The sequence below is a fragment of the Micromonospora sp. NPDC050276 genome, assembly GCF_044459545.1.
In the GTDB taxonomy this organism is placed as follows: Bacteria; Actinomycetota; Actinomycetes; order Mycobacteriales; family Micromonosporaceae; genus Micromonospora.
Genome location: NZ_JBITJA010000004.1, coordinates 443,039 through 467,156 on the forward strand (window position 1 = coordinate 443,039; position 24,118 = coordinate 467,156).

The 24,118-nt window shown below is 70.8% G+C and carries 19 protein-coding genes and 1 pseudogene; 11 read left to right on the plus strand and 9 right to left on the minus strand.

What is annotated here, in order from left to right:
- Nucleotides 1-55: 55 nt before the first annotated feature.
- Nucleotides 56-2,317 carry a catalase gene (locus ACIBF8_RS10945; protein ID WP_396782340.1) on the plus strand — a complete coding sequence of 754 codons (2,262 nt, stop codon included), beginning with the start codon at nucleotides 56-58 and terminating at the stop codon, nucleotides 2,315-2,317.
- A 53-nt stretch (nucleotides 2,318-2,370) separates the two neighbouring features.
- On the opposite strand, the gene ACIBF8_RS10950 is transcribed toward ACIBF8_RS10945, so the two are convergent.
- The 3 genes and pseudogenes from ACIBF8_RS10950 to ACIBF8_RS10960 all read right to left on the minus strand — a co-directional run bounded on the left by ACIBF8_RS10950 (nucleotide 2,371) and on the right by ACIBF8_RS10960 (nucleotide 5,456).
- A complete protein-coding gene (locus tag ACIBF8_RS10950) occupies nucleotides 2,371-2,793 on the minus strand; it encodes an RICIN domain-containing protein (protein WP_396782486.1) in 423 nt (140 codons plus the stop codon).
- A gap of 42 nt (nucleotides 2,794-2,835) precedes the next feature.
- A pseudogene (locus ACIBF8_RS10955) lies at nucleotides 2,836-4,401 on the minus strand (serine/threonine-protein kinase); the annotation flags it as partial.
- A gap of 182 nt (nucleotides 4,402-4,583) precedes the next feature.
- Nucleotides 4,584-5,456 carry an LLM class F420-dependent oxidoreductase gene (locus tag ACIBF8_RS10960; protein ID WP_396782341.1) on the minus strand — a complete coding sequence of 291 codons (873 nt, stop codon included), beginning with the start codon at nucleotides 5,454-5,456 and terminating at the stop codon, nucleotides 4,584-4,586.
- Between the two features lie 147 nt (nucleotides 5,457-5,603).
- On the opposite strand from ACIBF8_RS10960, the gene ACIBF8_RS10965 reads away from it, so the two are divergent.
- From ACIBF8_RS10965 to ACIBF8_RS10975, 3 genes are read left to right on the plus strand one after another with little or no spacing between them, the layout of a single operon-like run.
- Nucleotides 5,604-6,752 carry an acyltransferase family protein gene (locus ACIBF8_RS10965; RefSeq protein WP_396782342.1) on the plus strand — a complete coding sequence of 383 codons (1,149 nt, stop codon included), beginning with the start codon at nucleotides 5,604-5,606 and terminating at the stop codon, nucleotides 6,750-6,752.
- On the plus strand, nucleotides 6,749-7,891 hold the full coding sequence (gene alr / locus ACIBF8_RS10970; RefSeq protein WP_396782343.1) for an alanine racemase: 1,143 nt from the start codon (nucleotides 6,749-6,751) through the stop codon (nucleotides 7,889-7,891). Before ACIBF8_RS10965 ends, alr begins: the two co-directional genes overlap by 4 nt.
- Nucleotides 7,888-8,910: a D-alanine--D-alanine ligase family protein gene (locus ACIBF8_RS10975; protein ID WP_396782344.1), complete on the plus strand. Its 1,023-nt coding sequence runs from the start codon at nucleotides 7,888-7,890 to the stop codon at nucleotides 8,908-8,910. Before alr ends, ACIBF8_RS10975 begins: the two co-directional genes overlap by 4 nt.
- Nucleotides 8,911-8,929: 19 nt before the next feature.
- Here ACIBF8_RS10975 and ACIBF8_RS10980 read toward each other — a convergent pair whose 3' ends face one another.
- From ACIBF8_RS10980 to ACIBF8_RS10995, 4 genes are read right to left on the minus strand one after another with little or no spacing between them, the layout of a single operon-like run.
- A complete protein-coding gene (locus tag ACIBF8_RS10980; protein ID WP_396782345.1) occupies nucleotides 8,930-9,439 on the minus strand; it encodes a hypothetical protein in 510 nt (169 codons plus the stop codon).
- Nucleotides 9,436-10,893 (minus strand): ATP-binding protein, encoded by a 1,458-nt coding sequence (locus ACIBF8_RS10985; RefSeq protein WP_396782346.1) that lies wholly within the window; start codon nucleotides 10,891-10,893, stop codon nucleotides 9,436-9,438. The genes ACIBF8_RS10980 and ACIBF8_RS10985 overlap by 4 nt, the downstream gene beginning before the upstream one ends.
- Nucleotides 10,890-11,582 (minus strand): response regulator, encoded by a 693-nt coding sequence (locus ACIBF8_RS10990; protein WP_396782347.1) that lies wholly within the window; start codon nucleotides 11,580-11,582, stop codon nucleotides 10,890-10,892. The genes ACIBF8_RS10985 and ACIBF8_RS10990 overlap by 4 nt, the downstream gene beginning before the upstream one ends.
- 16 nt (nucleotides 11,583-11,598) lie before the next feature.
- A complete protein-coding gene (locus tag ACIBF8_RS10995) occupies nucleotides 11,599-12,564 on the minus strand; it encodes a phosphatase PAP2 family protein (protein WP_396782349.1) in 966 nt (321 codons plus the stop codon).
- Between the two features lie 270 nt (nucleotides 12,565-12,834).
- Between ACIBF8_RS10995 and ACIBF8_RS11000 the strand changes: the two genes are divergently transcribed.
- Nucleotides 12,835-13,341: a winged helix-turn-helix domain-containing protein gene (locus tag ACIBF8_RS11000; RefSeq protein ID WP_396782351.1), complete on the plus strand. Its 507-nt coding sequence runs from the start codon at nucleotides 12,835-12,837 to the stop codon at nucleotides 13,339-13,341.
- A gap of 72 nt (nucleotides 13,342-13,413) precedes the next feature.
- On the opposite strand, the gene ACIBF8_RS11005 is transcribed toward ACIBF8_RS11000, so the two are convergent.
- On the minus strand, nucleotides 13,414-17,838 hold the full coding sequence (locus tag ACIBF8_RS11005; RefSeq protein WP_396782353.1) for a S8 family serine peptidase: 4,425 nt from the start codon (nucleotides 17,836-17,838) through the stop codon (nucleotides 13,414-13,416).
- Between the two features lie 195 nt (nucleotides 17,839-18,033).
- On the opposite strand from ACIBF8_RS11005, the gene ACIBF8_RS11010 reads away from it, so the two are divergent.
- Both ACIBF8_RS11010 and ACIBF8_RS11015 read left to right on the plus strand, forming a co-directional pair.
- The gene (locus ACIBF8_RS11010) at nucleotides 18,034-18,606 is read left to right on the plus strand and encodes a winged helix-turn-helix domain-containing protein (protein ID WP_396782354.1); all 573 of its coding nucleotides are present in this window, start codon (nucleotides 18,034-18,036) and stop codon (nucleotides 18,604-18,606) included.
- A 91-nt stretch (nucleotides 18,607-18,697) separates the two neighbouring features.
- Nucleotides 18,698-19,204 carry a VOC family protein gene (locus ACIBF8_RS11015; protein WP_396782356.1) on the plus strand — a complete coding sequence of 169 codons (507 nt, stop codon included), beginning with the start codon at nucleotides 18,698-18,700 and terminating at the stop codon, nucleotides 19,202-19,204.
- Between the two features lie 72 nt (nucleotides 19,205-19,276).
- On the opposite strand, the gene ACIBF8_RS11020 is transcribed toward ACIBF8_RS11015, so the two are convergent.
- On the minus strand, nucleotides 19,277-19,726 hold the full coding sequence (locus ACIBF8_RS11020; protein ID WP_396782357.1) for a diiron oxygenase: 450 nt from the start codon (nucleotides 19,724-19,726) through the stop codon (nucleotides 19,277-19,279).
- A gap of 48 nt (nucleotides 19,727-19,774) precedes the next feature.
- Between ACIBF8_RS11020 and ACIBF8_RS11025 the strand changes: the two genes are divergently transcribed.
- From ACIBF8_RS11025 to ACIBF8_RS11040, 4 genes are read left to right on the plus strand one after another with little or no spacing between them, the layout of a single operon-like run.
- Complete coding sequence (locus ACIBF8_RS11025) at nucleotides 19,775-20,494, plus strand: TetR family transcriptional regulator (RefSeq protein WP_396782359.1); 720 nt, start codon at nucleotides 19,775-19,777, stop codon at nucleotides 20,492-20,494.
- Nucleotides 20,491-22,284 carry a DUF4873 domain-containing protein gene (locus ACIBF8_RS11030; RefSeq protein ID WP_396782360.1) on the plus strand — a complete coding sequence of 598 codons (1,794 nt, stop codon included), beginning with the start codon at nucleotides 20,491-20,493 and terminating at the stop codon, nucleotides 22,282-22,284. Before ACIBF8_RS11025 ends, ACIBF8_RS11030 begins: the two co-directional genes overlap by 4 nt.
- The gene (locus ACIBF8_RS11035; RefSeq protein ID WP_396782361.1) at nucleotides 22,274-23,146 is read left to right on the plus strand and encodes an SDR family oxidoreductase; all 873 of its coding nucleotides are present in this window, start codon (nucleotides 22,274-22,276) and stop codon (nucleotides 23,144-23,146) included. Before ACIBF8_RS11030 ends, ACIBF8_RS11035 begins: the two co-directional genes overlap by 11 nt.
- Nucleotides 23,143-23,970 (plus strand): alpha/beta fold hydrolase, encoded by an 828-nt coding sequence (locus tag ACIBF8_RS11040; RefSeq protein WP_396782363.1) that lies wholly within the window; start codon nucleotides 23,143-23,145, stop codon nucleotides 23,968-23,970. The genes ACIBF8_RS11035 and ACIBF8_RS11040 overlap by 4 nt, the downstream gene beginning before the upstream one ends.
- Nucleotides 23,971-24,118: the final 148 nt, after the last annotated feature.

The following is a 24,118-nucleotide window of genomic DNA, read 5'->3' on the forward strand; positions in this document are numbered from 1 at the left end:
CAGGGGTAGCAGGGCAGGCGCCGACCCGCACACGCGCCATGGAGAGGTTCATTCAGTGGATTCCAGCAAGCCCGCCGAAGCGGTCAAGAACGCCGTGAAGACCGCCTCAGGAAAGATCGCCGATGCCCTCACCCCGGATGTCCCCGGCGCGCCGGGGAGCGCGCCACCGACCGTCGAGGAGCCGACGACGCCGCACGACCCACTGCCGCCGAAGCCGGAGCAGGGGGCACCGCAGACGCGTACGCCGACCGGTGCCCGGACCGGCGCGCCCACGACCGCGAACGGTCAGCAGGGGGCCTACCTCACGACCGCGAACGGGGCGCGGCTGCGCGACACCGACCACTCGCTCAAGGCCGGCCCGCGCGGTCCGGTGCTCCTACAGGACCACCACCTACGCGAGAAGATCACGCACTTCGACCACGAACGTATTCCGGAGCGCGTGGTGCACGCCCGGGGCGCCGGGGCGCACGGCGTGTTCACCGCGTACGGCACCGCCGAGGCGGTCACCAGGGCCGGCTTCCTCAAGAAGGGACGTGAGACCGAGGTCTTCGTCCGGTTCTCCACCGTGCTCGGTTCACGGGGTTCGGCCGACACGGTCCGCGACACCCGTGGCTTCGCCACGAAGTTCTACACCGACGAGGGCACCTTCGACCTGGTCGGCAACAACATGCCGGTCTTCTTCATCCAGGACGCGATCAAGTTTCCGGACATCATCCACGCCGGCAAGCCGCACCCCGACCGGGAGATCCCGCAGGCGCAGAGCGCCCACGACACCTTCTGGGACTTCGTGTCGCTGCACACCGAGGCGCAACACCACACCATCTGGAACATGTCCGACCGGGGCATTCCGCGTTCGTACCGGACGATGGAGGGCTTCGGCGTGCACACCTTCCGCCTGGTCAACGAGGCCGGGGAGACGGTGTTGGCCAAGTTCCACTGGAAGCCGAAGCTGGGTGTGCACTCGCTGACCTGGGAAGAGGCGCAGTTGCTCGGCGGTGTGGACCCGGACTTCCACCGCCGGGACCTCTACGACGCCATCGAGGCCGGCGCGTACCCGGAGTGGGAGCTGGGCATCCAGGTCTTTCCGGACACTCCCGAGGAGACCTTCGCCGGCATCGACCTGCTGGACCCGACGAAGATCGTGCCGGAGGAGTTGGCCGAGGTGCAGCCGATCGGGCGGCTGGTGCTCAACCGGACCCCGACGAACTTCTTCGCCGAGACCGAACAGGTCGCCTTCCACCTCGGCCACCTGCCCCCGGGCATCGACGTCACGAACGACCCGCTGCTGCAGGGCCGGCTCTTCTCGTACCTCGACACGCAGCTCACCCGGCTGGGCGGGCCCAACTTCGCGCAGATCCCGATCAACCGCCCGCACGCCGCCGTGAACGACATGCTGCGCGACGGCTTCCACCAGCACGCCGTACACGCGGGCGTCGCGCCGTACCGACCGAACTCGCTCGACGGCGGCAACCCGTTTCCCGCCGGGGACGCCGAGCACGCCTTCGTCGACGTGCCGGTCACGGTCGCACAGGCACCGAAGGTACGCGCGAACCCGGCCTCGTTCGACGACCACTACAGCCAGGTTCGCCTCTTCTGGCTGAGCATGTCGCCGGTCGAGCAGGAGCACATCATCCGGGCGTACACCTTCGAGCTGGGCAAGTGCTACCACCAGGCGATCAAGGAGCGGCAGCTGCAGAGCCTCGCCAACATCGACCCGGTGCTGTGCGAGCGGGTCGCCACCGGCCTGGGCCTGCCCGCGCCGCAGCCCACCGTGTCGCTCGCCGACGTCACACCCAGCCCGGCGCTGTCACAGGTCGGTCGGGAGTGGCCGAGTGACGGCCGCACCGTCGGCATCGTCGTCGACCCGGCCGGCGACCTGGACGGCGTCGACGAGGTCCGTCGGGCCGTGTTCAGCGCCGGCATGGTGCCACTGCTGATCGCCCCGCACGGCGGCATGGTGGGCGACCTGCCGGTGCAGCGCACCTTCGTCACCGGCCGGTCGGTCGAGTTCGACGCGATCCTGCTGGCCGGAGCGCCGGCACCCGGACCGGATGCGCTGCCCGCCCGCGACGCCAAGGCGGGCCGGCCGGATCCGGCGACGGTGGACCCCCGGGTGCTGCTCCTGGTCGAGGAGTGTTGGCGGCACGCCAAGGCGATCGGCGCCTGGGGCGCCGGCGTCACCGTGCTGGAGCAGGCCGGCGTCGCCGGCACCCCGGGCGTCGTGGCGGCGGGCTCCGGCACCGAGGCGCTGACGGCGCTGCAGCAGTTGATGGCCGCGCACCGGGTGTGGGAGCGGTTCCCCGCCTCGGTCGCCTGACCCAGCAGCCACTGACGAGGGCCGTCCTCCTCCGGGGACGGCCCTCGTCGGCGTCATCGCCGGACCCACTGCAACTGGTTGGTGCCGCCGCCACAGCTGCGCTGCTCGATCACCGCGCCGTTCGCGGTGCTCTGGCCGGCCGTGCCCAGGCACATCCCGCTGTGCGCGTTGACCAACTGCCCGTCGGTCAGGGCGAACTGCTGCGCCGGGGTCGTGTTGCAGGTGGTGAGCTGGATCGCCGCACCGGCGTCGCTGGACGCGCCGAGCACGTCCAGGCAGCGCCCACCCAACTGCACGCTCCCGTCCGATCGCATCGCCCAGAGCTGGTTGCGGGCGCGATCGTCCCGGCAGTCCCAGATCCGCAGCCGGACCGGGTCGGGTGAGTCCGGCGCGCTGACATCCAGGCACCGGTTGCTCGCCACCCCGACGAGCCGGTTGCCCGACCGCGCCGCGGGCGCGCTCGGCGTCGGTGACACGCCGCGGTCCGGAGTGGTGGACGGGGTGACGCTGCCCGACGCCGGTCGGAAGCCGGTGGTGATCCGCCGGAAGGCATCCGCCGCCCAGGCGGACTCGGGCGTCAGCCAGAGGATGCTGTAACCCTTGCGCTTCGCCGTCGTGAAGGTGCGCTGGCGGGCGTGCATCCCCGTACCCGCGTCACTGGTGTAGACCCACTCCAGGTCGGCGGCCTTGAGTTGGTAGTTGACGGTGACCAGTTCGACTCGGCGGTAGTCGCGGTACCGCTCGCCGACGGCCGGGGCACTCAGTTCGGCCAGCGGATCGCTGCGCGGCGAGTCGGTCTGGCTGACGACCAGCATCCGTTCGCCGCCCGGCTCGTGGAGTTCGACCTGCTGGCCGCGCCGGACGATCTGCCAGTCGCGCGGCGCTGGCACCGCGAAGCCGCTGCTGTCCCGGTAGACCGACCACGAGATCGGTTGGTGTGTGGCGGTCGTCGGTGCCGGGCCGGGTGTCGACGGCGCACCCGGCGCGGCGGCGTCCACCAGCTCGGCCCCGCCGCCGGTCGGCCGCGCCACACGACGCGTGGCCAGCGGAACCCCGACCGCCAGGCCGAGCACGACCAGGGCCGCCAGGCCACCGAGAAGCCAGGTCCGTCGTCGGCGGGCCGGTCGCGGACGGTCACCGTTCACCGCGGCGGCCGACGACCGGGGTACGGCGGGCGCGCCGATCGAGGGGGACGTGATCGCCGCCGGTGGAGGCGTGGCAGGCGCCGAACGCCACGTCACCGCGATGGGCGGCGTCGGTGTGGCGTCCAGCGCCGCCCGGAGCAACTGCTCGGCCGCGTCGGCGTCCATCCGCTCGGCCGGGTCCTTGCGCAGCAAGCCGGCCAGCACCGGCGCGAGCGGCCCCGCGCGCCGCGCCGCGGGTGGTGGCTCGGTGACCAGCGCGGTGAGGCTCATCAGACTCGACGGTCGGGCGTACGGCGACTGGCCCTCGACGGCGGCGTACAGGGTCGCGCCGAGCGACCAGAAGTCCCCCTCCGGACCCACCGTGCCCCGCATGGCCCGCTCGGGAGAGACGTACGCGGGCGAGCCGAGCACCACACCGCTGAGGGTCAGGTTCACGTCCTCGACGGCGGTGGCCAGGCCGAAGTCGGTGAGCACGATCCGGCCGTCCACGCCGACGAGGATGTTGGCGGGCTTGACGTCCCGGTGCATGATCCCGGCGCGGTGGGCGGCGCGCAGCGCGCCGAGCACGGCCAGCCCGATCTCGGCCGCCCGCACCGGCGGGATGGGGCCGTCGGTGGTGATGGTGTCGTGCAGCGACCGGGACGGGATGTACTCCATCACGATCTGCGGGTCACCGTCGGCACTCAACAACACATCGAAGACCCGGACGACGTTGACGTGGTCGAGCTGCGCGATGGCGCGGGCCTCTCGAAGTGACCGGATCCGCAATTCCTGTCGCGCTTCATTGGTCAGGCCGGGCGGTGGAACGATTTCCTTGATTGCGACGTCCCGTTGCAGCATTCGGTCGCGGGCTTTCCACACTCGACCCATTCCGCCCTGGCCGATGACCTCGACAACGTCATACCGATCGGTAACAAGAGGCGGTAACATCTGCGACACCCGGAGAGGCTACCTGGCACGACGTCGAACGATTTCCGGCAGCCGAGGCGAACCACCGTTTGTGATCCGGCTCATCCCCCGCTGGGAATGTCGCTTATGGAGCCCGGGACGGTGCGGGCGCACCGTTGATCCCCCGTAATTGCCCCATGTTCACCGTGGTGCCCGCACCCGTCACGGCGGAATCAACCGATGTCGGCCAGCCGGGGCAGCACCTCGCCGCCGAGCCGCTGCGCGAACTCGACCGGGTGCCGATCCGGCGTCACCTGCACCTCGCTCACCCCGAGCGCGGCGTACTCGGACACCTCGGCGAGGAACGCGTCGGTGTCGTCCAGCGGCGACCGGGAGGCGACCACCGTCTTGTCGATGGTGTCGTAGTCGCGGCCCTCGGCGGCGCAGTGCCCGCGCAGCACCTCCAGCTTGCGCGCGATGTCGTCGATGCCACCGCGACCGAACAGGTTGCAGGCGTCGGCGTACCGGGCCACCAGCAGCAGGGTCTTCTTCTCGCCGCCGCCACCGATCATGATGGGCGGCCGCGGGCGGCTCAACGGCTGGGGCGAGTTGATGGTCTCGGCGAGCTGGTAGTGCTTCCCGTTGAACGGGCCGTCGGCGGCACTCCACATCTGAAGGCAGATGCGCAGCGTCTCCTCCAACCGCTCGAACCGCTCGGCCACCGGGACGACCGGCACACCCAGCCCGAGCTGCTCCCGCTCGTACCAGGAGGCGCCGATGCCGAGGCGGGCTCGCCCGGCGGAGAGGACGTCGAGAGTGGTCACGGTCTTGGCGAGCAACCCCGGATACCGGTACATCACACCGGTGACCAGCACGCCCAACGTCATACGCTGCGTCATCGCCGCGACGTAGCCCAGCGTGGTGTACGCCTCCAGCATCGGCTCCTCGGCCGCGAACACCGCGTCCATCTGGAAGAAGTGGTCCATCACCGTGAACGACGCGACGCCGGCCTGATCGGCGATGGTCGCCGTCTGCGCCAGGGTCGGTGCGATCGCGGCCGGGTCGGCCGGGGTCGAGTAGTTCCAGTAGTGCAGCCCGAGCTTCATGTTCGGCACCTCCGCACCGAGCCTAGTGCCGCCCGGCGTCGCCGGGGCGGCGTAAGACCGCCGGGGGCACGAGCCCGGCCGCGTCCATTACCGAGCCATGACAATTCGTGGATCACGCGGGGATATCCGGCTGGCAACTTCTGGTGGGTGATCCAACAGCTGTCTCACCCCGCGCCTCGGGCGGCCGAAACGTACCGCGACGCGACGCGCGTCCGGTTCCGGCACCGGCGGACGGGACCCACACCCGCGCCCGCCTCCGGATCGGACCGGGCGCAGTGGGCCGATGCCGCGAAGGGCGTCTGCATCATCCTCGTCGTGCTGTGGCACGTCGTCGTGAAGGACTACCTCCAGATCGACTGGCACGTCGGCGTACCGGTGCCGGGCCTCTGGGGCACGCTGGGTGAGCAGTTCCTTCCGCTGCGGATGCCGCTGTTCTTCACCATCTCGGGTGTCTTCGCGGCGAACGCCGCCCAGCGGCCGTGGCGGGTCGTCGCCCGCAGCCGGATCGCCGGGTTCGTCTACCTGTACGCCGTCTGGCTGCTGATCCACACCGTGGTTCTCGCCGCCGCGCCGGAACTGCCGACCGACCGTGCCACCTCGGCTCTCGGCCTGCTGGAGCAGCTCACCATCACGCCGTCCAACCTGTGGTACCTGTACGCCCTGGCGCTGTACTTCACGATCGCCAAGGCAACCCGGCGGGTGCCCCGGGCGCTGGTCCTGGTCCCCGCAGCCGCGCTGTCCGCCGTCGCCGCCGCCGGCCTGCTCGACACCCCGGGCAACCGGGCCGGTCTCTACCAGAACCTGGTCTTCTTCCTCGCCGGCCTGTACCTGCGGCCGCAGATCCAGCGGTGGGCCGCCACCGCCAGCCGCCGTCGGCTGTTGCTGACCTCGGGGGCGTATTTCGTGTCACTCGCCGCGATGGCGGTGGCCGGCGCCCAGCAGTGGCTCGGGGTGTGGACGGCGGTCTCCGTGCTGGCAGTGATCTTCGGCATAACCGCCGCTGCCCGGCTGGCCCGGTGGTCGGCGCTCAGCAAACCGCTGGCTAGGCTCGGCCGCATCACACTTCCGATCTACGTCGTCCACATGCCGGTTTTGGCCCTGCTGCACCGGCTGTTGCTCGTACCGGTTTCCGGGCTGGATCGGCCCGCTCAGGGCCTGCTCGTGCTCGGATATCCGATTGTCCTGACCGGCCTGGTGATCAGCCTGAGCCTGGCCGCCCACCGTGGGCTGCTGGCGGTTCGAGCGGGCTGGCTGTTCGCGCTCCCCGGCCCGCGTCGGGTGGAGGCGACCAGATGAGCACCCTGGCCGAAGCGCTGGTCGACCTCGACGCGATCGCCAGCAACGCGCGGACGATCGCGTCGGTCACCGGCACCGGACTGATGGCGGTGGTGAAGGCGGACGGGTTCGGCCACGGCGCGGTGCAGGTGGCCCGTGCCGCGCTGCGTGCCGGAGCCAGGTGGTTGGGGGTGACCTCGGCAGCCGAGGCGTTGGCCCTGCGTGACGCCGGTGTGACCGCGCCCACGTTGAGCTGGCTGCACGACCCGCGCGAGGACTTCGGTATGTTGATCAACGCTGGCGTCGACGTCGGCGTCTCGACGACGACGCACCTGCACGCCCTTGCCGACGCGGCCCGTTCGCTCGGCGCACCGGCGATGGTGCAGCTCAAGGCGGACACCGGATTGTCCCGCAACGGGGCCGCCGGGGACGACTGGCCCGAGTTGGTCAGTTGGGCGCGCAAGTACGAACGGGAGGGCGGGATCCGGGTGCGCGGGGTGTGGTCCCACCTCGCCGACGCCGATGTGCCGGGCGCCCCCGGACTCACCCGGCAGGTGGCGGTCTTCGAGGAGGCGCTGCGGATCGCGCGGTCGGCCGGTCTCGACCCCGATCTCGTCCACCTGGCCAACTCGGCGGCAGCTCTCTCCGCCCCACGAACCCGCTTCGACCTCTGCCGGATCGGGATCGCCCTGTACGGCGTGGACCCGTTCGGCGCGAACGGGCCGGGCGAGTTCGGGCTGCACGCCGCGATGACCCTGCGGACGAGCGTGGTCAACGTCAAGCGGGTGCCGGCCGGCACCGGCGTCTCCTACGGGCCCGAGCACGTGACCAGCGCACCGACCACGCTGGCACTGCTGCCGCTGGGCTACGCCGACGGGCTGCCCCGGGCCACCGGCGGTCGCGCCTCGGTGTGGCTCGCCGGACGGCGGTGCCCGGTCGTCGGACGCATCGCCATGGACCAGTGCGTGGTCGACGCCGGGGACCTTCCCGTGACGATCGGCGACCCGGTCGTGGTGTTCGGCCCCGCCGAGGGCGACCCGGGCCCACCGACGGTCGTCGAGTGGGCCCGGTGGGCCGACACCAACCCACACGAGATCTTGACCGGCATCGGGGCCCGGGTGGCCCGCGACCACCTCCACGGAAGGGCACGCAATTCATGACAACCCGACTGGCAGTGCTGTACGGCGGGCAGAGCGGCGAGCACGAGGTGTCCTGCCGCTCGGCGGCGAGCATCCTCGCCCACCTGGACCGTGCGCGGTACCAGGTGACCGAGGTGCTCATCGACCGCGACGGCGGGTGGCAGGTCGGCGGTCGACCGACGCCACTCCCGGCGGCGTTGCGCGTCCTGCGCGCCCAGGACGTGGTGTTCCCGGCCCTGCATGGCCCGTACGGCGAGGACGGCACCGTGTCGTCGCTGCTGGAGTGGCTCGGCGTGCCGTACGTCGGCAACGGCGTCTTCGCCAGCGCCGCCGGCATGGACAAGGGGGTCACCAAGCGGCTCCTCGCGGCGGAGGGCCTGCGGGTCAGCCCGGGGGTGACCCTGCGCCCCGGCGAGGAGCTGTCATCCGACGACCGTCGTCGGCTGGAGTTGCCGGTCTTCGTCAAGCCGGCCCGCGCCGGGTCGAGCCTGGGTGTCGTGAAGGTGGACGACTGGGCGGGGGTTCCCGCCGCGCTGGAGCAGGCCCGCCAGGTCGACCCGAAGGTGCTCGTCGAGCAGGGGGCGCGGGGGCGTGAGATCGACGTGGCCGTCCTGCAGCACCCGGACGGTCGGGTGCAGGCCGGCCCGCCGTTGGAGATCCGGGTGACCGGTGCCGGCTTCTTCGACTACGACGCAAAGTACGACGGCGGGGCGATCTTCCAGATCCCCGCCCCGCTCGACGCGGCGACCACCGAGGTGCTACAGGACCGGGCGATCCGCGCCTTCCAGGCCCTCGACTGCCGTGGGCTGCTGCGGGTCGACTTCTTCCTGCCCGCCGAGGGGTCGCCCGAGCCCATCGTGAACGAGGTCAACACGTTCCCCGGTTTCACCGCCGCGTCACAGTTCCCGCAGATCTGGCAGCAGGCCGGCATCGGGTTCGCCGCTCTGATCGACATTCTGATCGCCGGCGCGCTGGCCGACCAGGACCGGGGCCGCCACAGCGGGTTACCCCGGCAGGCCCGCGCGGTCGACCTGGTCTGAGTTGGTGGTCGGCGCCCGGTCACTTGGCGGGACACCGGCGGGCTGGTTGGGCACCGTCGGACCCGACGATGGTGACCGGGGCCGAACTTGCCACCAGGCCGGCCTGGGCGGCGGCGTCGGCCGCCGTGCAGATGATCTGGTCGGTCGCCGTCAGCGACAACGGTCGCGCCGTCCCGGTGATTCGCACCGTTAGGCCACCGGACTGACCGGCCCCGGGCGTCACCTCGACGACGGGAATCAACCCGGCTGGCACATCGCTGGTCAGTCCCTGGCTGCGTTCGTTCTGCTCCGGGCCAGCGGCGAGCAGGGCAAGTGCCTCGCTCGGTGAGGCACCCACCTTGCTGGGGCGCAGGACCAGCACGAGTTCGTCCTGCGCGAGCAGGTAGATCCCGACGCCCTGCGCTGGGCCGCTGACGGCGGGACGACCGGTGATGACGGCGCTGGGCCGTACCCCACAACCCGCTGCCAGCAGCGTGCCGAGCAGCAGTCCGCTGGCGAGCAGCGCACGGCCGGTCCGCCGGCGGGTCACCGGGCACCTCCGGCGTCGGTCGTGTCGCGGGGCAGTCGGAGCGTGAAGACCGCGCCGCCACCGGGGCCGTTGCCGGCGACGAGAGCCCCCCGCCGCTCGCCGTGGCGGTGCAGGCGTGCGTTCTCCCAGGAGATGGCGAGGCCGAGGCCGCTGCCCTCGGAGCGGGTACGCGCGGTGTCGGCCTTGTAGAAGCGGTCGAAGACGTGCGGCAACACCTCCGGGTCCAGCCCCGGCCCCTGGTCGGCCACCTCGATGGTGATCCAGTCCGGGTCGGCGCTCAGGCGTACGGACACCGGCTCGGCACCGTGCCGGAAGGCGTTGCCGACCAGGTTGGCGACGATGACGTCCAGCCGGCGGGGGTCGAGCCGGGCCACCACTGCGGGCGGCAGGTCGGTGCGCACCCGGTCGGCCCAGCCGCGGATCCGCAGGGTCGCGGTCACCGCCGCGGCCACGTCCACGTCGTCGAGGGCGAGCCGTGCCGTGCCGGAGTCGAACCTGCTGATCTCGATGAGGTCGTTGACCAGTTGGGTGAGGTTCTGCGTCTCCTGGCTGACCAGCCGGGCGGCCCGGCCCGCGTCTCCGGGCAGGTGGTCGGCCTCCTCGTCGAGCACGTCGGTGACCGCCGTCATGGCGGCCAGCGGCGTACGGAGTTCGTGCGAGACGTCGGCCACGAAGCGGCGGGCGTCGGATTCCATCCGCCGCAGTTCACCGACCTGCCGCTCCAGCGTTCCGGCGGTGTCGTTGAAGGTCCGCGCCACGTCGGCCAGCTCGTCGACACCCCGCACCGTCAGCCGGGTGCTCAGGTCGCCCTCGCCGAGGCGGCGCGCCGCCCGGCCCAGGTCGCGGACGGGTCGCAGCACGCCACGGGCGGCGAGCAGGGCCAGCAGGACGGCGAGGATCAGGGACAGCCCACCGGTCAGCCACGCCAGGGTGGCGAGCCGGTCGACGCTCTGCTGCTCGGGCACGAGGCTGCGCACCGAGTAGACCTCCAGCCCGGATGGCCGGGAGGTGCCGTCGGGTCGGTCGAGCGTCAGTTGGGTGCCGATGAGCAGCGCGGGTTGTCCGTCCAGCGAGACCCGCTGCCAGGCGATCTGGCCGTCGGCGACCTCCTGCCGCAGTTCGGGAGTGAGCGGGTCGGGCGACAGAGAGCCCTGCGACCGCATGTCCCGGTAGATGACCACCGCCGAGCCCTCGCGGTCGGAGAGTCGCTGGGCCAACAGGTCCAGCTCGTTCTGGGACGGCGGGAGCTGGGCGATCGGGTAGACCTTGGTGAGTTGATCGGTCAGCGACATCACGGCGGCGTCCTGCGCCTGCTGCAGGATGACGGTCCGGGCCTGGAAGTAGCTGCCGCTGGCCACGACCGCCGTGGTGGTGACCCCGAGCAGCGCGAACGCCAGGAGCAGTCGGACCCGTAGGCCCGAGACCTGGGCGGCGATCGAGCGCCACAGCGTCACAGCGGCCCGAACCGGTATCCGAAACCACGTACGGTCTGGATGAAGACCGGGGCCGACGAATCGGACTCGATCTTGGCGCGTACCCGCTGGACGCATGCGTCCACGAGTCGCGAGTCGCCGAGATACCCGTGCTCCCACACGGCCTCCAGCAGTTGCTGACGGCTGAGCACCTGACCCGGCGTGTGCGAGAGTTCGAGCAGCAGCCGCAGCTCCGTCGGGGCGAGGCTGACCGGCGTCCCGTCCTTGCTGACCACCAGTGCGGCCCGGTCGATGGTCAACGCACCGTACTGTTCCGGGCCGGCCCGGTCGCCGCCGCGACGCGAGTCGCCGCCGGTGCGGCGGAGCACCGCGCGGATGCGCGCCTCGAGCACCCGGGCCTGCACGGGCTTGACCACATAGTCGTCGGCGCCGGCCTCCAGACCCGCCACCACGTCCATGTCGTCGTTACGGGCCGTGAGCATGATGATCGGCAGGTCACCGAGTTGCCGGATCCGGCGACAGACCTCGAACCCGTCCATCCCGGGCAGCATGAGATCGAGGACCACGACCTCCGACGGGGTCGTGCGCAGTCGCTCCAACCCCTGCTCACCGGTGCCTACGGCGTGCACCGTGTGCCCCTGTCGGGTGAGCGCCAGCTGTAGTCCGTCGCGCACCGTCTGGTGGTCTTCGATCAACAGCACCTGGGACATGTCGTCAAGTATCCCATCATGAGATCTTTCGCGTTTTGGACGCCGGTCGTGGCCGCCCGGAGCGCGGCACCGCGAAATCCGTCGAACGCATCAGAAACACCACCGCACCCACCAGCACCATCGTCGACGCGGCCGTGGCCGCGATGGCGACCAGCGTCGCGCGTTGCAGCGACGCGGCCAGACCGGGCACGACCACCAGTAGCGCCCAGAGCAGCACGACCAACCCGACTCCCGCCTCGGCCAGCCTGGGCCAGAGGCTGTCGCCGTCCGAATCCCTGTCCGCGTCGTGGTCGCCGGGCCAGGCCGCCAGCGCCGCGGCGGCCAGGCAGCACAGGGTCACTCCCAGCAGTACGCCACCGAGCACGTCGCTAAACCGGTGCCAGCCCGCGATCATCGTGGCGGCGGCGATCACCGAGACACCCGCCGCGCCCGGCACCGCCAGGCACCTCCGGGCCCACCCGGGCAGGACCAGCATGAACGCCAGCAGCAGAGCGGTCGCCGCCGCGACGTGGCCGCTGGGGAAGCTGTTGTGGGTGGTCGAACTCTCGATCTGCAGATCCGGGCGGGGCAGCGCCGACTTGACCGCGCCGGCCACCAGCACCGCGCAGACGACCGTACCCACGCCGACAACCCCGGCGACCAGCCGCCGGCGGAGCACACCCACCAGCAGCACCACGCCGAGCAGAACCGCGATCAGGGTCGGGTCGCCGAAGGTGGCCAGCACGCTCTTGGCCGGATCCACAAGCACGGTCTGCTGTTCGTACCCTCCGCCCCGCTCGGCGCGCGGCAGGAGCACCCCGTCCAGCCACTGCCCGGAGTCCGTCCGCACGAAGGCGGCACCGGTGAGGGCCAGGGCGACCAGACCGCAGAGCGCTGCCGCGAGCAGCCGAAGCCCCAGTGGCACCGCCGCGCGGGTGTGCGGCAGCGGTCGCGCCGGACCGGGCGTCGACCGCCCGGCGGAGTACAACGAGCCAATGGACATGGCGACCATGCTCGCCCCGGCAGGTCCGTACCCCGTCCTCGAATTGTCTTGGTTCTGTCACAACCACCCCCGCCGCTTCCGGAAAAGCGGATCGTCGGCGGTGGGCCCGGGTGGACCTGGCCGCACGGCGGGATTCACATGCTTGCATGCAACTATGTTTTACCCAGCCGAGATCAGCCACCACTAGGGTCAGGACGCCGATCGATGTTTCGGTCGGTGGTGCGAAAAATCCATCCGGAGTGAGTTGGGGAACCGGAAGGTGTTGGGGGAATGCAGGGAATTCCAGTTTCCAGCCTGGTCATCGGCATCGCATCCTCGCCGGCCGAGCGCCGACATCTGGCCCGGCTGCTCGGCGGCAGTGACGCCTTCCTGATCGTCTCGACCGTCGACCAGGCACGAGAGTTCCTCGGGGTGGTCGAGACGTCCCCCGTCCCGACTCCCCCGACCAGGAGCATGCTCGCCGAGGTGGCGCCGAGCCCACAGCCACCGCCGCCGGATCTGGCCGTCGACTCCGACCGCCGGGTGCTGCGGTGGCGCGACCAGGAGATCGACCTGACCCGGTTGGAGCACGACGTCCTGCTCTGCCTGGTGCACGCACCCGGGCAGATCTGGACCTACGAGCGGCTGCACCTGGAGGTCTGGGGCAACCGGCACCTCGGCCGCGGCTCCGACATGCACTCGGTGATCCGCCGGGTGCGCGGCAAGCTGGCCAGACTGAACGCCGCGGCGACGATCCATTCGGTACGCGGCGTCGGCTTCCGGCTCGCCCCCGTCTGATCACCCGGGACGCGGTCCGGCCCGCCTGGTCTGTGACCAGGCGGGCCGGACGTCTGCGCTAGCGCTCAGGCGTCAGCACCTGATGGGCGCCAACCCGAAGTTCTCCACGGTGGGAGTGGCGGTGTCGATCCTCGTCTGACGGGTCTGCGGCTTCCAGCCGTCCTTGGCGACGATCATCGTGAGCGGGTTGTTGCGGCGGTCCACCCAGTAGGCGTACTTGCCCTCGGCGTCGGTGGCGAAGGTGTACGACGCCGCCCACGAGTCGACCTGCACGACCGCGCCGGTGAGCGGCGAGGTCGCACCCTGGCAGCTGGTGCCGGTGACCGTACCCATGAGCTTGCCCCAGGTCTTCGGGGGGTTCGCGGTCATGGTCACGGCGACCGGTGCCACCGAGTACGGGGTGTTCTCGGAGATCCCGACCCCGCCGGAGTAGGTGCCCGGCTGGTCCACGTTCGCCGTCAGACCGACGGTGACCGTGACCTTCGCACCCGGCGCGAGGGTGACCGCCGACTTGTCGATGGTCATCCAGCTGACGTCGGCCGCCGACTCGGAGCATCCCTCGAAGCCCGGGAGCACCTCGCTGTCCGGAGCCGCGTTGAAGCTGCCGGACGAGCCACCGATCTTGTAGAAGCCGCACGCCGCGCCACCGCGGTACCGCGCGGTGTTCGCGTTCGGCAGGTTGGACCAGGAACCGGCGGCCGGGTCGAAGGCGAAGCCCGCGTTGCTGATGGCCCCACCCTGCGAACCACCGACGACAAGGAGCTTGCCGTTGGCGACGGCGTACGAGCTGGCCCAGTTGTCGGCCGGCGCGTCGGCGATGGCGGTCCAGGTGTTGGCACCCGGGTCGAAGGCGTAGCTGGACTTCTGCGCGGCGGAACCGTCGTTGCCGCCGGTGCAGTAGAGGACGCCGTCGATCCCACCGCAGGAGGCGAAGGCCACCGACTTCGGGTAGTTGGCCATCGTCTCCCACTTGTCACTGGTGGGGTCGTACCGCACGACGCTGTTCGACATCGGCAGGCAGGCCGCGGTCGTGCAGCCACCCACCGCGTACAGCTTGCCGTCGACGACGGCCTGGCCGGCGGCGGCCCGCGGTGCCGGGTTGTCGGCCAGCTCCGCCCAGGTGTTCGCCCCCGGGTCGTACGACCAGGTGGCGGAGTCCGGACCGGCGTCGGCCCAGCCACCGGTGACGATGATCTTGCCGTTCACCACCCCAGCGGTCAGGGCGTTGCGCGCGCCGGGAAGGTCGGCGATGGCCGTCCAGGTCTGCGCGGCCGGGTCGTAGGCGTAGTTCTTGGTGGTGGAGGCCGCACCGTCGCCGCCACCGAGCGAATACACCTTGCCGTCCAGGTTCACCACCCGGTTGTCCATGATCGTGGCCGGGTAGTTGGCGATGTCGGTCCACGGTGCCGCCTGTGGGCTGGCCGCCGCGGCAGCGGCCTTGGCCTCCTTGCCGGACGCCTTGGCGGCGAACGACGTCGGTACGGTGAGCCGCTGCTCCGGTGCACCGCTGGACCCGAGCACCTGCTGCCGGGTGATCGTGGACCCGTCCGCCCGGAGGAGTTCGAATCCGTTGTCCCGCTCGCTGAACTTGACCTCGACCGGCGCGCCGCCGGTGTTGGTCACCGTGAACGTCTTGCTGGTCTTGCCGTTGGGCATCTGCAGCGTCGCGCTCAGCTGGGTCGGCGTCACCGACAGCCGACCGGCCGCGAGCTGGAAGTTCGCGGTGGTCGCCCAGTCGGCCTCGACCTCGACCTGCTTGGTCTGGCTGACGTAGTTGCCGGCGGTCGCCGTGAACGGGTGCGAACCGGTCAGCGACGAGTAGATCCAGTAGAAGCCGTCGGCCAGCCCCGGGTCGTCCGGGGTCGCCACGGTGACGGCCTTCTCGGCGGGCCGGTCCTTGCTGATGACGGTCGCGCCGTTGACGTAGCTGTCGTCGTTCTTGTCGCGGACGTTGCCGACGACCAGACCGCCGTCGAGCGGTACGCAGGTGACCTGGCTGCCGATCAGGACGTTGTCGACCTCCCACCACCACTCGTACGAGGCGTCGTAGTAGTGGAACCGGACCTGCACCTGCGCCTTGCCGGCGGCCTGCGGGATCGGGATCTCGGTCACCTTCGGTCCCCGGACGTCGGTCTCCTGGCGGAGCACGTTGGTCCAGGTGGCACCGCCGTCGATGCTCAGGTCGACGTCGGCGGTGTCGTCGTTGAGCTGGTTGAAGTCCTGGTTGAACCGGATGACCGGGGCGGTGACGCTGGTCAGGTCGACCACCGGGCTGACCAGGGACGTGTCCTGGCTGGTGCCCGCTCCGTAGGCGTCGCTGTCGATCATCGCGAAGTTGCCGCTGCCGCCGGTCAGGTTGCCCCGGTCGCCGTCGTCGGTGAACTTCCAGACCTGACCGCTGCCCGCGTTGTCCACGACGGTCCAGCCGGCCGGCGTGGTCGTGGCGTCGAAGGTCTCGTACTCACCGTCGGAGCCAGTCGTGTATCCGGGCGCCGTGGTGCAGACCGTGGTGTCCACCGGCACGGCGACGTTCGCGGTGACGTTGCCCGCGCCGACCACGACCTCCTTGGTGACCGTTTGATAGCCCGGGTACTGCGGCTCGTACTTCAGGGTGTAGGTCTGCCCGGCCGGCAGCTTGATGCTGTAGCGGCCGTTCGACGGAGTGGTGTGGTCGTAGACGCCGGACACGCCCGTCACGGTCACCTTCGCGTACAACGGCCAACCGTGACCGGAGCCGTCGGTGACCGCACCGGTGACGTTGACACTCGGCACCGCCGTGAGCGCGACGTTGAGCGTCGTGGTCGCCGCCTTGGCGACCGTTGCCGACTTGGTGGTGCTGCCGTAACCGAACGCCGCCACGGCGACCTGGTAGTCGCCGGTCGGGAGTTGGGTGGAGAACTTGCCATCCGCGCCGGTGGTCAGCTCACGCGCGGCCGGGCCGGTGAGCGTCACCGTCGCACCGGCGATCGGGGCACCGGTGGCGGAGTCGGTGACCGTGCCGGCCAGCGTGCCGATGTCGCCGGTCGGGGCGGCGTTGAGCAACGCGAGGGCGTCCAGCCGGCCTTCGCCGTAGACGTTGTTGTCGGCGGCGGTGCCACCACACTGGTCGTCGGCCTTGTCGACCGCTGCGCCGTTGAGCAGCGCACGGGTCGCGTCGACGTCACCGATCAGCGACGGGGCCGCCGAGTAGAGCAGCGCGATCGCACCCGCGAGGTGCGGCGCGGCCATCGAGGTGCCGCTGATGCTGCCGTAGGAGCTGCCCGGAATGCTCGACCGGACGTTCACACCCGGCGCCGAGATGTTGGGCTTGATCTCCCCGTTCTGACCGGCGCCGCGGGCCGAGAAGCCGGCGACGTTGTTGTTGATGTCGTACGCGCCGGTCAAGTAGTTGCTGGCGAGGCTGCCCGGCGAGCCACTGGTCTGGCAGGCCGGTCCGCTGTTGCCGTTGGACCAGACGCCGAAGATCCCGGAGGCGGCCCAGGCGTTCGTGACGTCCTCCATGAACGGCTCGTTGGACGGGTCCCGGGTGCCCCACGAGTTATTGATGATGTTCGGTCGCTTGCTCGCGTCCGCGTTCTGACCGTTGAGGTCCAGCGGTTCGAGCATCCACTGACCGGATTCGATCAGAGCGGCGTCACTGGGGCAGCACCCGTTCGCCGCGATCCACTTCACCCCGGGGGCGACGCCGATCTGGTTCGCGCCGTCGGAGCCGGCCATGGTGCCCATGGTGTGCGTGCCGTGACCGTCGCCGTCGCAGGGGGCGGTCGCACAGGCACCGCTCGACTCGGCGGCGTTGAACCAGTTGTAGTTGTGGTCGAACGTCCCGTCACCGTTGTTGCCCCGGTAGGAGTTGACCAGCGCCGGGTGGTTGAACTGCACCCCGGTGTCGATGTTCGCGATGGTGATGCCCTCGCCCTTGACGCCGTACTGGGACCAGACGTCGTCGGCGTTGATGTTGGCGATGCCCCACTCCAGGGCGTTGACGGTCTTCTCGTCGGTACCCTTGGTGGTCTCGGGCACCTGGTAGGCAACCGGGGCGTAGAGTCCCTCGACCTCCGAGTGCCCGGCGAACTTCTGCGCCATCGCCAGCGAGCCGCTGCTCACCTTGATCGCGTTGGTGGCCCAGAAGGTCTGGTACTTGGCGCCCGAGCTGTCGAGATCGGCCCGGATCTTGCCCTGGCTCGCCGCGGCGGTCTTGCGCAGCGCGTCCGCCACCGCCGTGCCACGCTTCGACCAGTCCTTGATGGCACTTGCCTTGCTGAGGTCCGCGCGGTCCTTGAACCGGATCCAGAAGTCCCCTTCACTCTTGGCCTGGAGCTGCTTGGCGAGCTCCGGTCGGATCTTGTCCCCGGACGGGGCGCCCGCCCCCATCGCAGCGCCCGGCGCGGCCTGCGCGCCCGAGCCGATGGTGACCATGCATGTCGCGGCGAGGATCGTCGCCGCGCCGGCGCTCACCAGTGATCTGGCTGCGCGCCGCCATTGTGGACGTCTGAACATCGGTGCTGCCTCCCTCAGAACGACCCAGGGGTGTAATGGGCCATGGTGGAACTCCCCATGCACCGCGCGGGTCACGCCGGTTGCCCGAGTGGACACTATGATCGAGAAGAACGGACGATCAAGAACTTGCCGTGAGCAACTTGTCGCTAAGAGTTGCCCTGGCTGGCGGCGCGCCTGCCAATCATTGTCAGGACCATGACGAGAGCTGGGCAGGGATGCCCATCGATCCCGGGCGGTGCGGTGGCCGAGGACGACGAGGCAACGGCAAACAGGGGTGAGCCGGCCGACGAGCCGTTCCCACTGCTGATCGCCGTGACCCCGTCGCCGGCCGAGCGCATCCGGCTCGCGGAGCTTCTGGACGGCATCGCGCCGCTACTGCTGGTGGCCGACCTCGACGAACTGCGCCGACTGATCGCCGCTCCGCAGCAGGTCGCCGCCCCGTCCGAACCAGCGCCGGTCGCCGCCCTGGTGATCGACTCGGCACGCTCCAGCGCCCGCTGCGGGGACCGGAAGGTCGACCTCACCCGCCTCGAACACGACCTGCTGACCTGCCTCATCACCGAGCCGGCCCGGGTCTGGAGCTACGCGGAGCTGCACCGCTCGGTCTGGGGTGACGAGGGGCGCGAACGCAAGGCGGACGTGCAGTCGCTGGTGAAGCGGCTGCGCCGCAAGCTGCACGACCTGGGCACCGGGGCCACCATCGATGTCGTACGCGGTGTCGGGCTCCGGCTGACCGATCATCAGCAGGCGCGGGTCGAACGAGCCTGACAGCGAGGTCGCATGGAATGATCCCGGCGGGGTACGACTCGAAGATCAGCACCAACGCAGGCGACGAAGAACGCTGGTAAGGAGAGTCAGAATGCCATTCCCCCACCCCTCGACCGTATCCATCGGCCTGAAGACCGCCGCGCACGTCGGGATCGCGGTGAGTGACCTTGACCGCTCGGTCGCGTTCTACCAGGCCCTGCTCGGCGCGGAACCGGTGGTACGGGACGAGAGCATGCACGGAACCGGGTTCGCACAGTCACAGGGGCTGCCGACGACGAAGCTGCGGTACGCCACGTTCAACCTCGACAACCTCGGGATCGACCTGATCCAGTTCCAGGAGCCGGTCGGCGACGCCGCCCAGGTGGCGGCCAACCGGCCCGGCTCCATGCACCTGTGCTTCCAGGTGGACGACGTACGCGCGACCTTCGACCGGATGAGCGAGGCCGGGATCGAGTTCCTCGGGCAGCCGTACACCTTCGCGTCCGGCGAGGTGAACCCGGAGGCGGCGGTGGGCACCGAGGTCGCCTACTTCAACGACCCGGACGGGACGAACCTGGAGATCATCGCGCCGAAGGGTGGCTTCGCCCGCGACGAGTGAGCCCACACGGGCGGCGTGGGGTCCGGCCGGAGACGGCACGGCCCCCATGCCGTTCCGCCAGGGGACGACGGGTCAGATCAGCCCGGCCCGGGCCCACAGCAGACGCCCCGGCCCAGCCACCAGACCAACGTCCGCCAGGTTGGCGTGCACCCGCGCCGCCGACCAGCGCAGCGTGGCACGCCAGTGCGGGTTGGCGCGGGCAGTGGCACGACCGACCGCCGGTGGAATGCCCACCGCCGCGTACACGTCGGGATGGACCAGGCGGTTGGCGATCGTGTAGGCGGCGCTGGCGGCGCTGGCCACCTCGTGCTTGGTGAGCTCGACGCGCTGCTCCTGGCTGAGCTGTTCCCACAGTGACGTGCCGTAGAGGCTGCTGCGGTGCGGTGGAAGCCAGTAGCCGCCGGGGGCGTGCGGGGCGTCCCAGTCGATCTCGACGGTGGGGTCGTAGCTGGTGCGTAGTGAGGACGTGAGTAGTCGCTCGGCGACCGCCGCGCGCTCGGTTTCCGCCGGTGCGACCTCCATGACTCCTCCATATTGACGTGACGACAAGTAACTGTTACGAGTAGTAGCATGCAATCGCCGCTCACTGATGTCAATGCATCCGACCCGCCGCCGGACGCCGATCCGAAGGCGAAGGGCAACGGTCGCCGAGACCGCTGGGCAGACCATCGTGAGCATCGGCGGCAGGAGTTGGTCGGTGCCGCCGTGCAGGCGCTGCTCCGGCACGGCCCGGACGTCGACATGGAACAGGTGGCAGCCACGGCGGGCGTCAGCAAACCGGTCCTGTACCGCTACTTCGCCGACAAGTCGCAGCTCTGGATCGCGGTGAGCGAGGTGGTGGCGGCCCGGGTGGTCGACGCCATCGCGCCGGCGATCGAGCAGGTCCGCGAGGAACGTGACCTGGTCGAGGCGACGATCGACGCGTACCTCGGGGTGATCGAGTCACAGCCCACGCTCTATCGGTTCCTGATGCGACAGTCCGGTCAACCCGGCATCCACCAGGTGGTCGCCGGCACCAGCCGGCAGGTCGCCGCCGGGCTGGCCCGGGTCGTCGGTGACCGCCTACGGGCGCTGGGCCTGGACGCCGGCCCGGCGGAGCCGTGGGCGTACGGCCTGGTGGGCTTCGTGCAGGCGGTCGGCGACTGGTGGACCACGCACGGTCAGCCGATCAGCCGGGCCGCCCTCACCGAGTACCTGACCACTCTGCTGTGGAGCGGCATCGAGGGGGTACGCGCCAGCGCCGACCTGCCGCCCGAGCTCACCCGCGCCCACGAGCGGATCGTGCCGTGAGCTACCACGGCCCGGCGGGCGTCGAGGGCACCTCGGTCCGGGTGCACCTCAGCGGGCGGTGGGAGCCGGTCGACGGCCGCTTCCACTGGGGTGGGCGGATCGAGCCCGAGCCACGGGTGGCCCACCTGGTGCGCTCCGGCCGGCGCGACGTCGAGGTGCGCATCGCCGACCGTGTCCGGCCCGCCCGGCTGGCCGAGGTCGATCCGTGGGGCGGCGTACGCGTCACCGGCGTGGGCGATCCGCCCTGGCCGCCCGAGGCCGACCCGGCTGCCGCGCCCGAGCTCACGGAGGAGTGCATGGAGACAGACGTTGCCATCATCGGCGCCGGCTTCGGTGGCCTGGGCGCCGCCATCCGCCTGCAGCGGGCCGGCTTCATCGACTTTCTCGTCTTCGACCGGGGTGACGACGTCGGCGGCACCTGGCGGGACAACAGCTACCCCGGCTGCGCCTGCGACGTCCCGTCGCACCTCTACTCGTTCTCCTTCGCCCCCAACCCCCGCTGGTCGCACACCTTCTCCAGTCAACCGGAGATCTGGGACTACCTGCGTGGCTGCGTCGACCGCTTCGGCATCCGCCCGAGGTTGCGCCTGCGCCACGAGGTGCACGAGGCGAGGTGGGACGACCAGCGCCGACGGTGGCTGTTGCGCACCTCCGGCGGCGACCACACCGCCCGGGTCCTGATCTGTGCCACCGGCCCGCTCAGCGACCCCGCCATCCCCGACCTGCCCGGGATCGACGACTTCGCCGGCACCGTGTTCCACTCGGCACGGTGGCGGCACGACCACGACCTCACCGGCCGCCGCGTCGCGGTGATCGGCACCGGCGCCTCGGCCGTCCAGTTCGTGCCACAGATCCAGCCGACGGTCGAGAGGCTGATGCTCTTCCAGCGGACCCCCGCGTGGATCATGCCGAGGTTGTCGCGCCGGATCGGTGGGGTCGAGCAGGCCGCGTTCCGCAGGGTGCCCGGCGCGCAACGGGCCGCTCGGGCAGGGCTCTATCTTGTACGCGAGAGCATGGGCCTGGGCTTCCTGCACCCGGCGGTCAACCGTCTCGCCTCGCGGCTGTCCCTGCGTACGCTGCGGCGTCAGGTCCCCGACCAGCACCTGCGGGACAAGCTCACCCCCCGGTACGCGATGGGTTGCAAGCGGGTGCTGATCTCCAACGACTACTGGCCGTCGCTCACCCGACCGAACGTCGACGTGGTGACCGCCGGCATCGCTCGGATCGTGCCGGACGGCCTGGTCACCACCGACGGCGTGCACCACCCGGCGGACACCGTCATCTTCGGCACCGGCTTCCACGTCACCGACTCCCCCGTCGTCCGGCGCATCCACGGCCGTGACGGGCGCAGCCTGAGTGAGGCCTGGACGCCGAGCATGCACGCCTACCGCGGCACGGCCATCGCCGGCTTCCCCAACCTGTTCTTCCTGCTCGGCCCGAACACCGGGCTCGGTCACACCTCCGTGGTGCTGATGATCGAGGCGCAGTTACACCTGGTGCTCGCGGCTCTGCGGCACATGCGGGCCAAGGGCATCGAGGCCATCGAACCGACCGGTGACGCACAGCGGCGCTGGACCGAACGGATCGACCAGAAGATGACCGGCACCGTCTGGCAGACCGGCTGTTCGAGCTGGTACCTCGACGCCACCGGCCGCAACACCACCATCTGGCCGGGCTTCGCCACCAGCTTCCGGATGCGGCTGCGCCGGTTTCGCCCGGCCGACTACCGGATCGCCTCGACCGGCAGCACCCCCAACGAACCGGAACGGGAGCACGCCGATGCGGTATGACCTGGCGGGCAGGACCGTTCTCATCACCGGCGCGGCGCGCGGCATCGGGGCGCAGATGGCCCGCGAGGCCGTCGCCCGCGGCGCCCGGGTCGCCCTCGTCGGTCTGGAAGGCGAGCTGCTCAGGCGGCTCAGCGCCGACCTGGACGCGCACTGGCACGAGTGTGACGTCACCGACCAGGCGGCGTTGGACGCCGCGGTGGCCTCCACGGTGGACCGCTTCGGTGGCATCGACGTTGTCGTGGCCAACGCGGGCATCGCGAACCTCGGCACCGTCGCCGTCGGGCCGGTCGACGCGCTGGTCCGTACCGTCGAGGTGAACCTCTGCGGCGCGATCCGCACGGTCAGCGCGGCGCTGCCCCACGTCACCGCCGCCCGTGGCCACGTCCTGATCGTCTCGTCAGCCGCTGCTTTCACGGCGATGCCCGGCATGGCGGCCTACTGCGCGTCCAAGGCGGGTGTGGAGCAGTTCGCCAACGTGCTGCGCCTGGAGACCCGCCCACGCGGCGTCACCGTCGGCACGGCGCATCCGATCTGGATCGACACCGACCTGGTCCGCGACATCCGTGACGACCTGGCGTCGTTCCGCACCACGCTGCGCCGGTTGCCGTGGCCGCTGTCCACCGTCGTCCCGGTCGAACAGTGCGTCGATGCCCTGCTGCGCGGTATCGAACGCCGCAAACGCAAGGTGTACGTGCCACGGTCGCTCGCCCTGGTGCAGGCGCTGCGGCCGGTGGTGCTGAGCGGTTTGTCGGATGCGTTGATCACCAGGTTCGGCGGCCGGACCATGGTCGGCCAGATGGAGGACGAGGTACGCCAGCTCGGGCGGTCGTTCGGCAAGACGTCGGTGGGAGGGCGGTCATGACCATTCATTTCCGACGTGCGGGCAGCGGGGAGCCCCTCGTGCTCATCCACGGCATCGGTCACCGCCACCAGGCGTGGGAGCCGGTGTTCGACCGGCTCACCGCCCACCACGAGGTGATCGCGCTCGACCTGCCCGGATTCGGGAACTCTCCAGTGCCCAGCACCGGCATGCCCGCCGACATGGCCGCCACCGTGGCCGGAGTCCTGCCGGTCCTGACCGAGTGGGGGCTGGAGCGTCCGCACGTCGCCGGCTACAGCCTCGGTGGGGCGATCGCCCTGGAGCTCGCCGCCACCGGGGCGGTCGCCTCGGCCACCGCCCTCTCCCCCGCCGGCTTCTTCACCCCGGCGGAGCGCCGACGGGCGCTGGCCATCCTCCGGATGCTGCGGGCCAACTCGTACCTGCCCACCCCGATCATGCGGCTCGCGCTGCGCTCGGCGTACCTGCGGGCCTTGTGCTTCGCGCCGTTGATGGCCCGCCCGACGCTGCTGGATGTCGAGCGCGCGCTGGGCGACGCGCTCGCCCTGCGACGCGGGCTCGGCTTCAACGCCGTGGCCAGAGCCGCCCGCGACTACCGCTTCGACTGCCTCCGGCTGCACGACGCGACGGTGCCGGTGACCATCGGCTGGGGGGACTGCGACCGGATCTTCGGCGTCCACCAGGCCGAGCGCGCCCGGGCGGGCCTGCCGGCGGCACGGGTGGTGACGCTGCCCCGATGTGGGCACGTGCCGATGAGCGACGACCCGGACCTGGTCGCCGCGCTCATCCTGGAGACCACCGGCGCCGTGCCCCGCACCGAACGACCGGATCCATCGGTCTCCGTCTAGCGTCGCGGGTCATGTCGCCCACGTGACGTCTCCGTCCCCGCGTTTTTCGGTAACCACATGGTGTGAACCAGCTGCCACGTAACGTGAGGTGGAGCCGGTAAACGGCTGACGCCAGACGTGCGCCGGGCCGCCACCGCGGCGGCGCCGC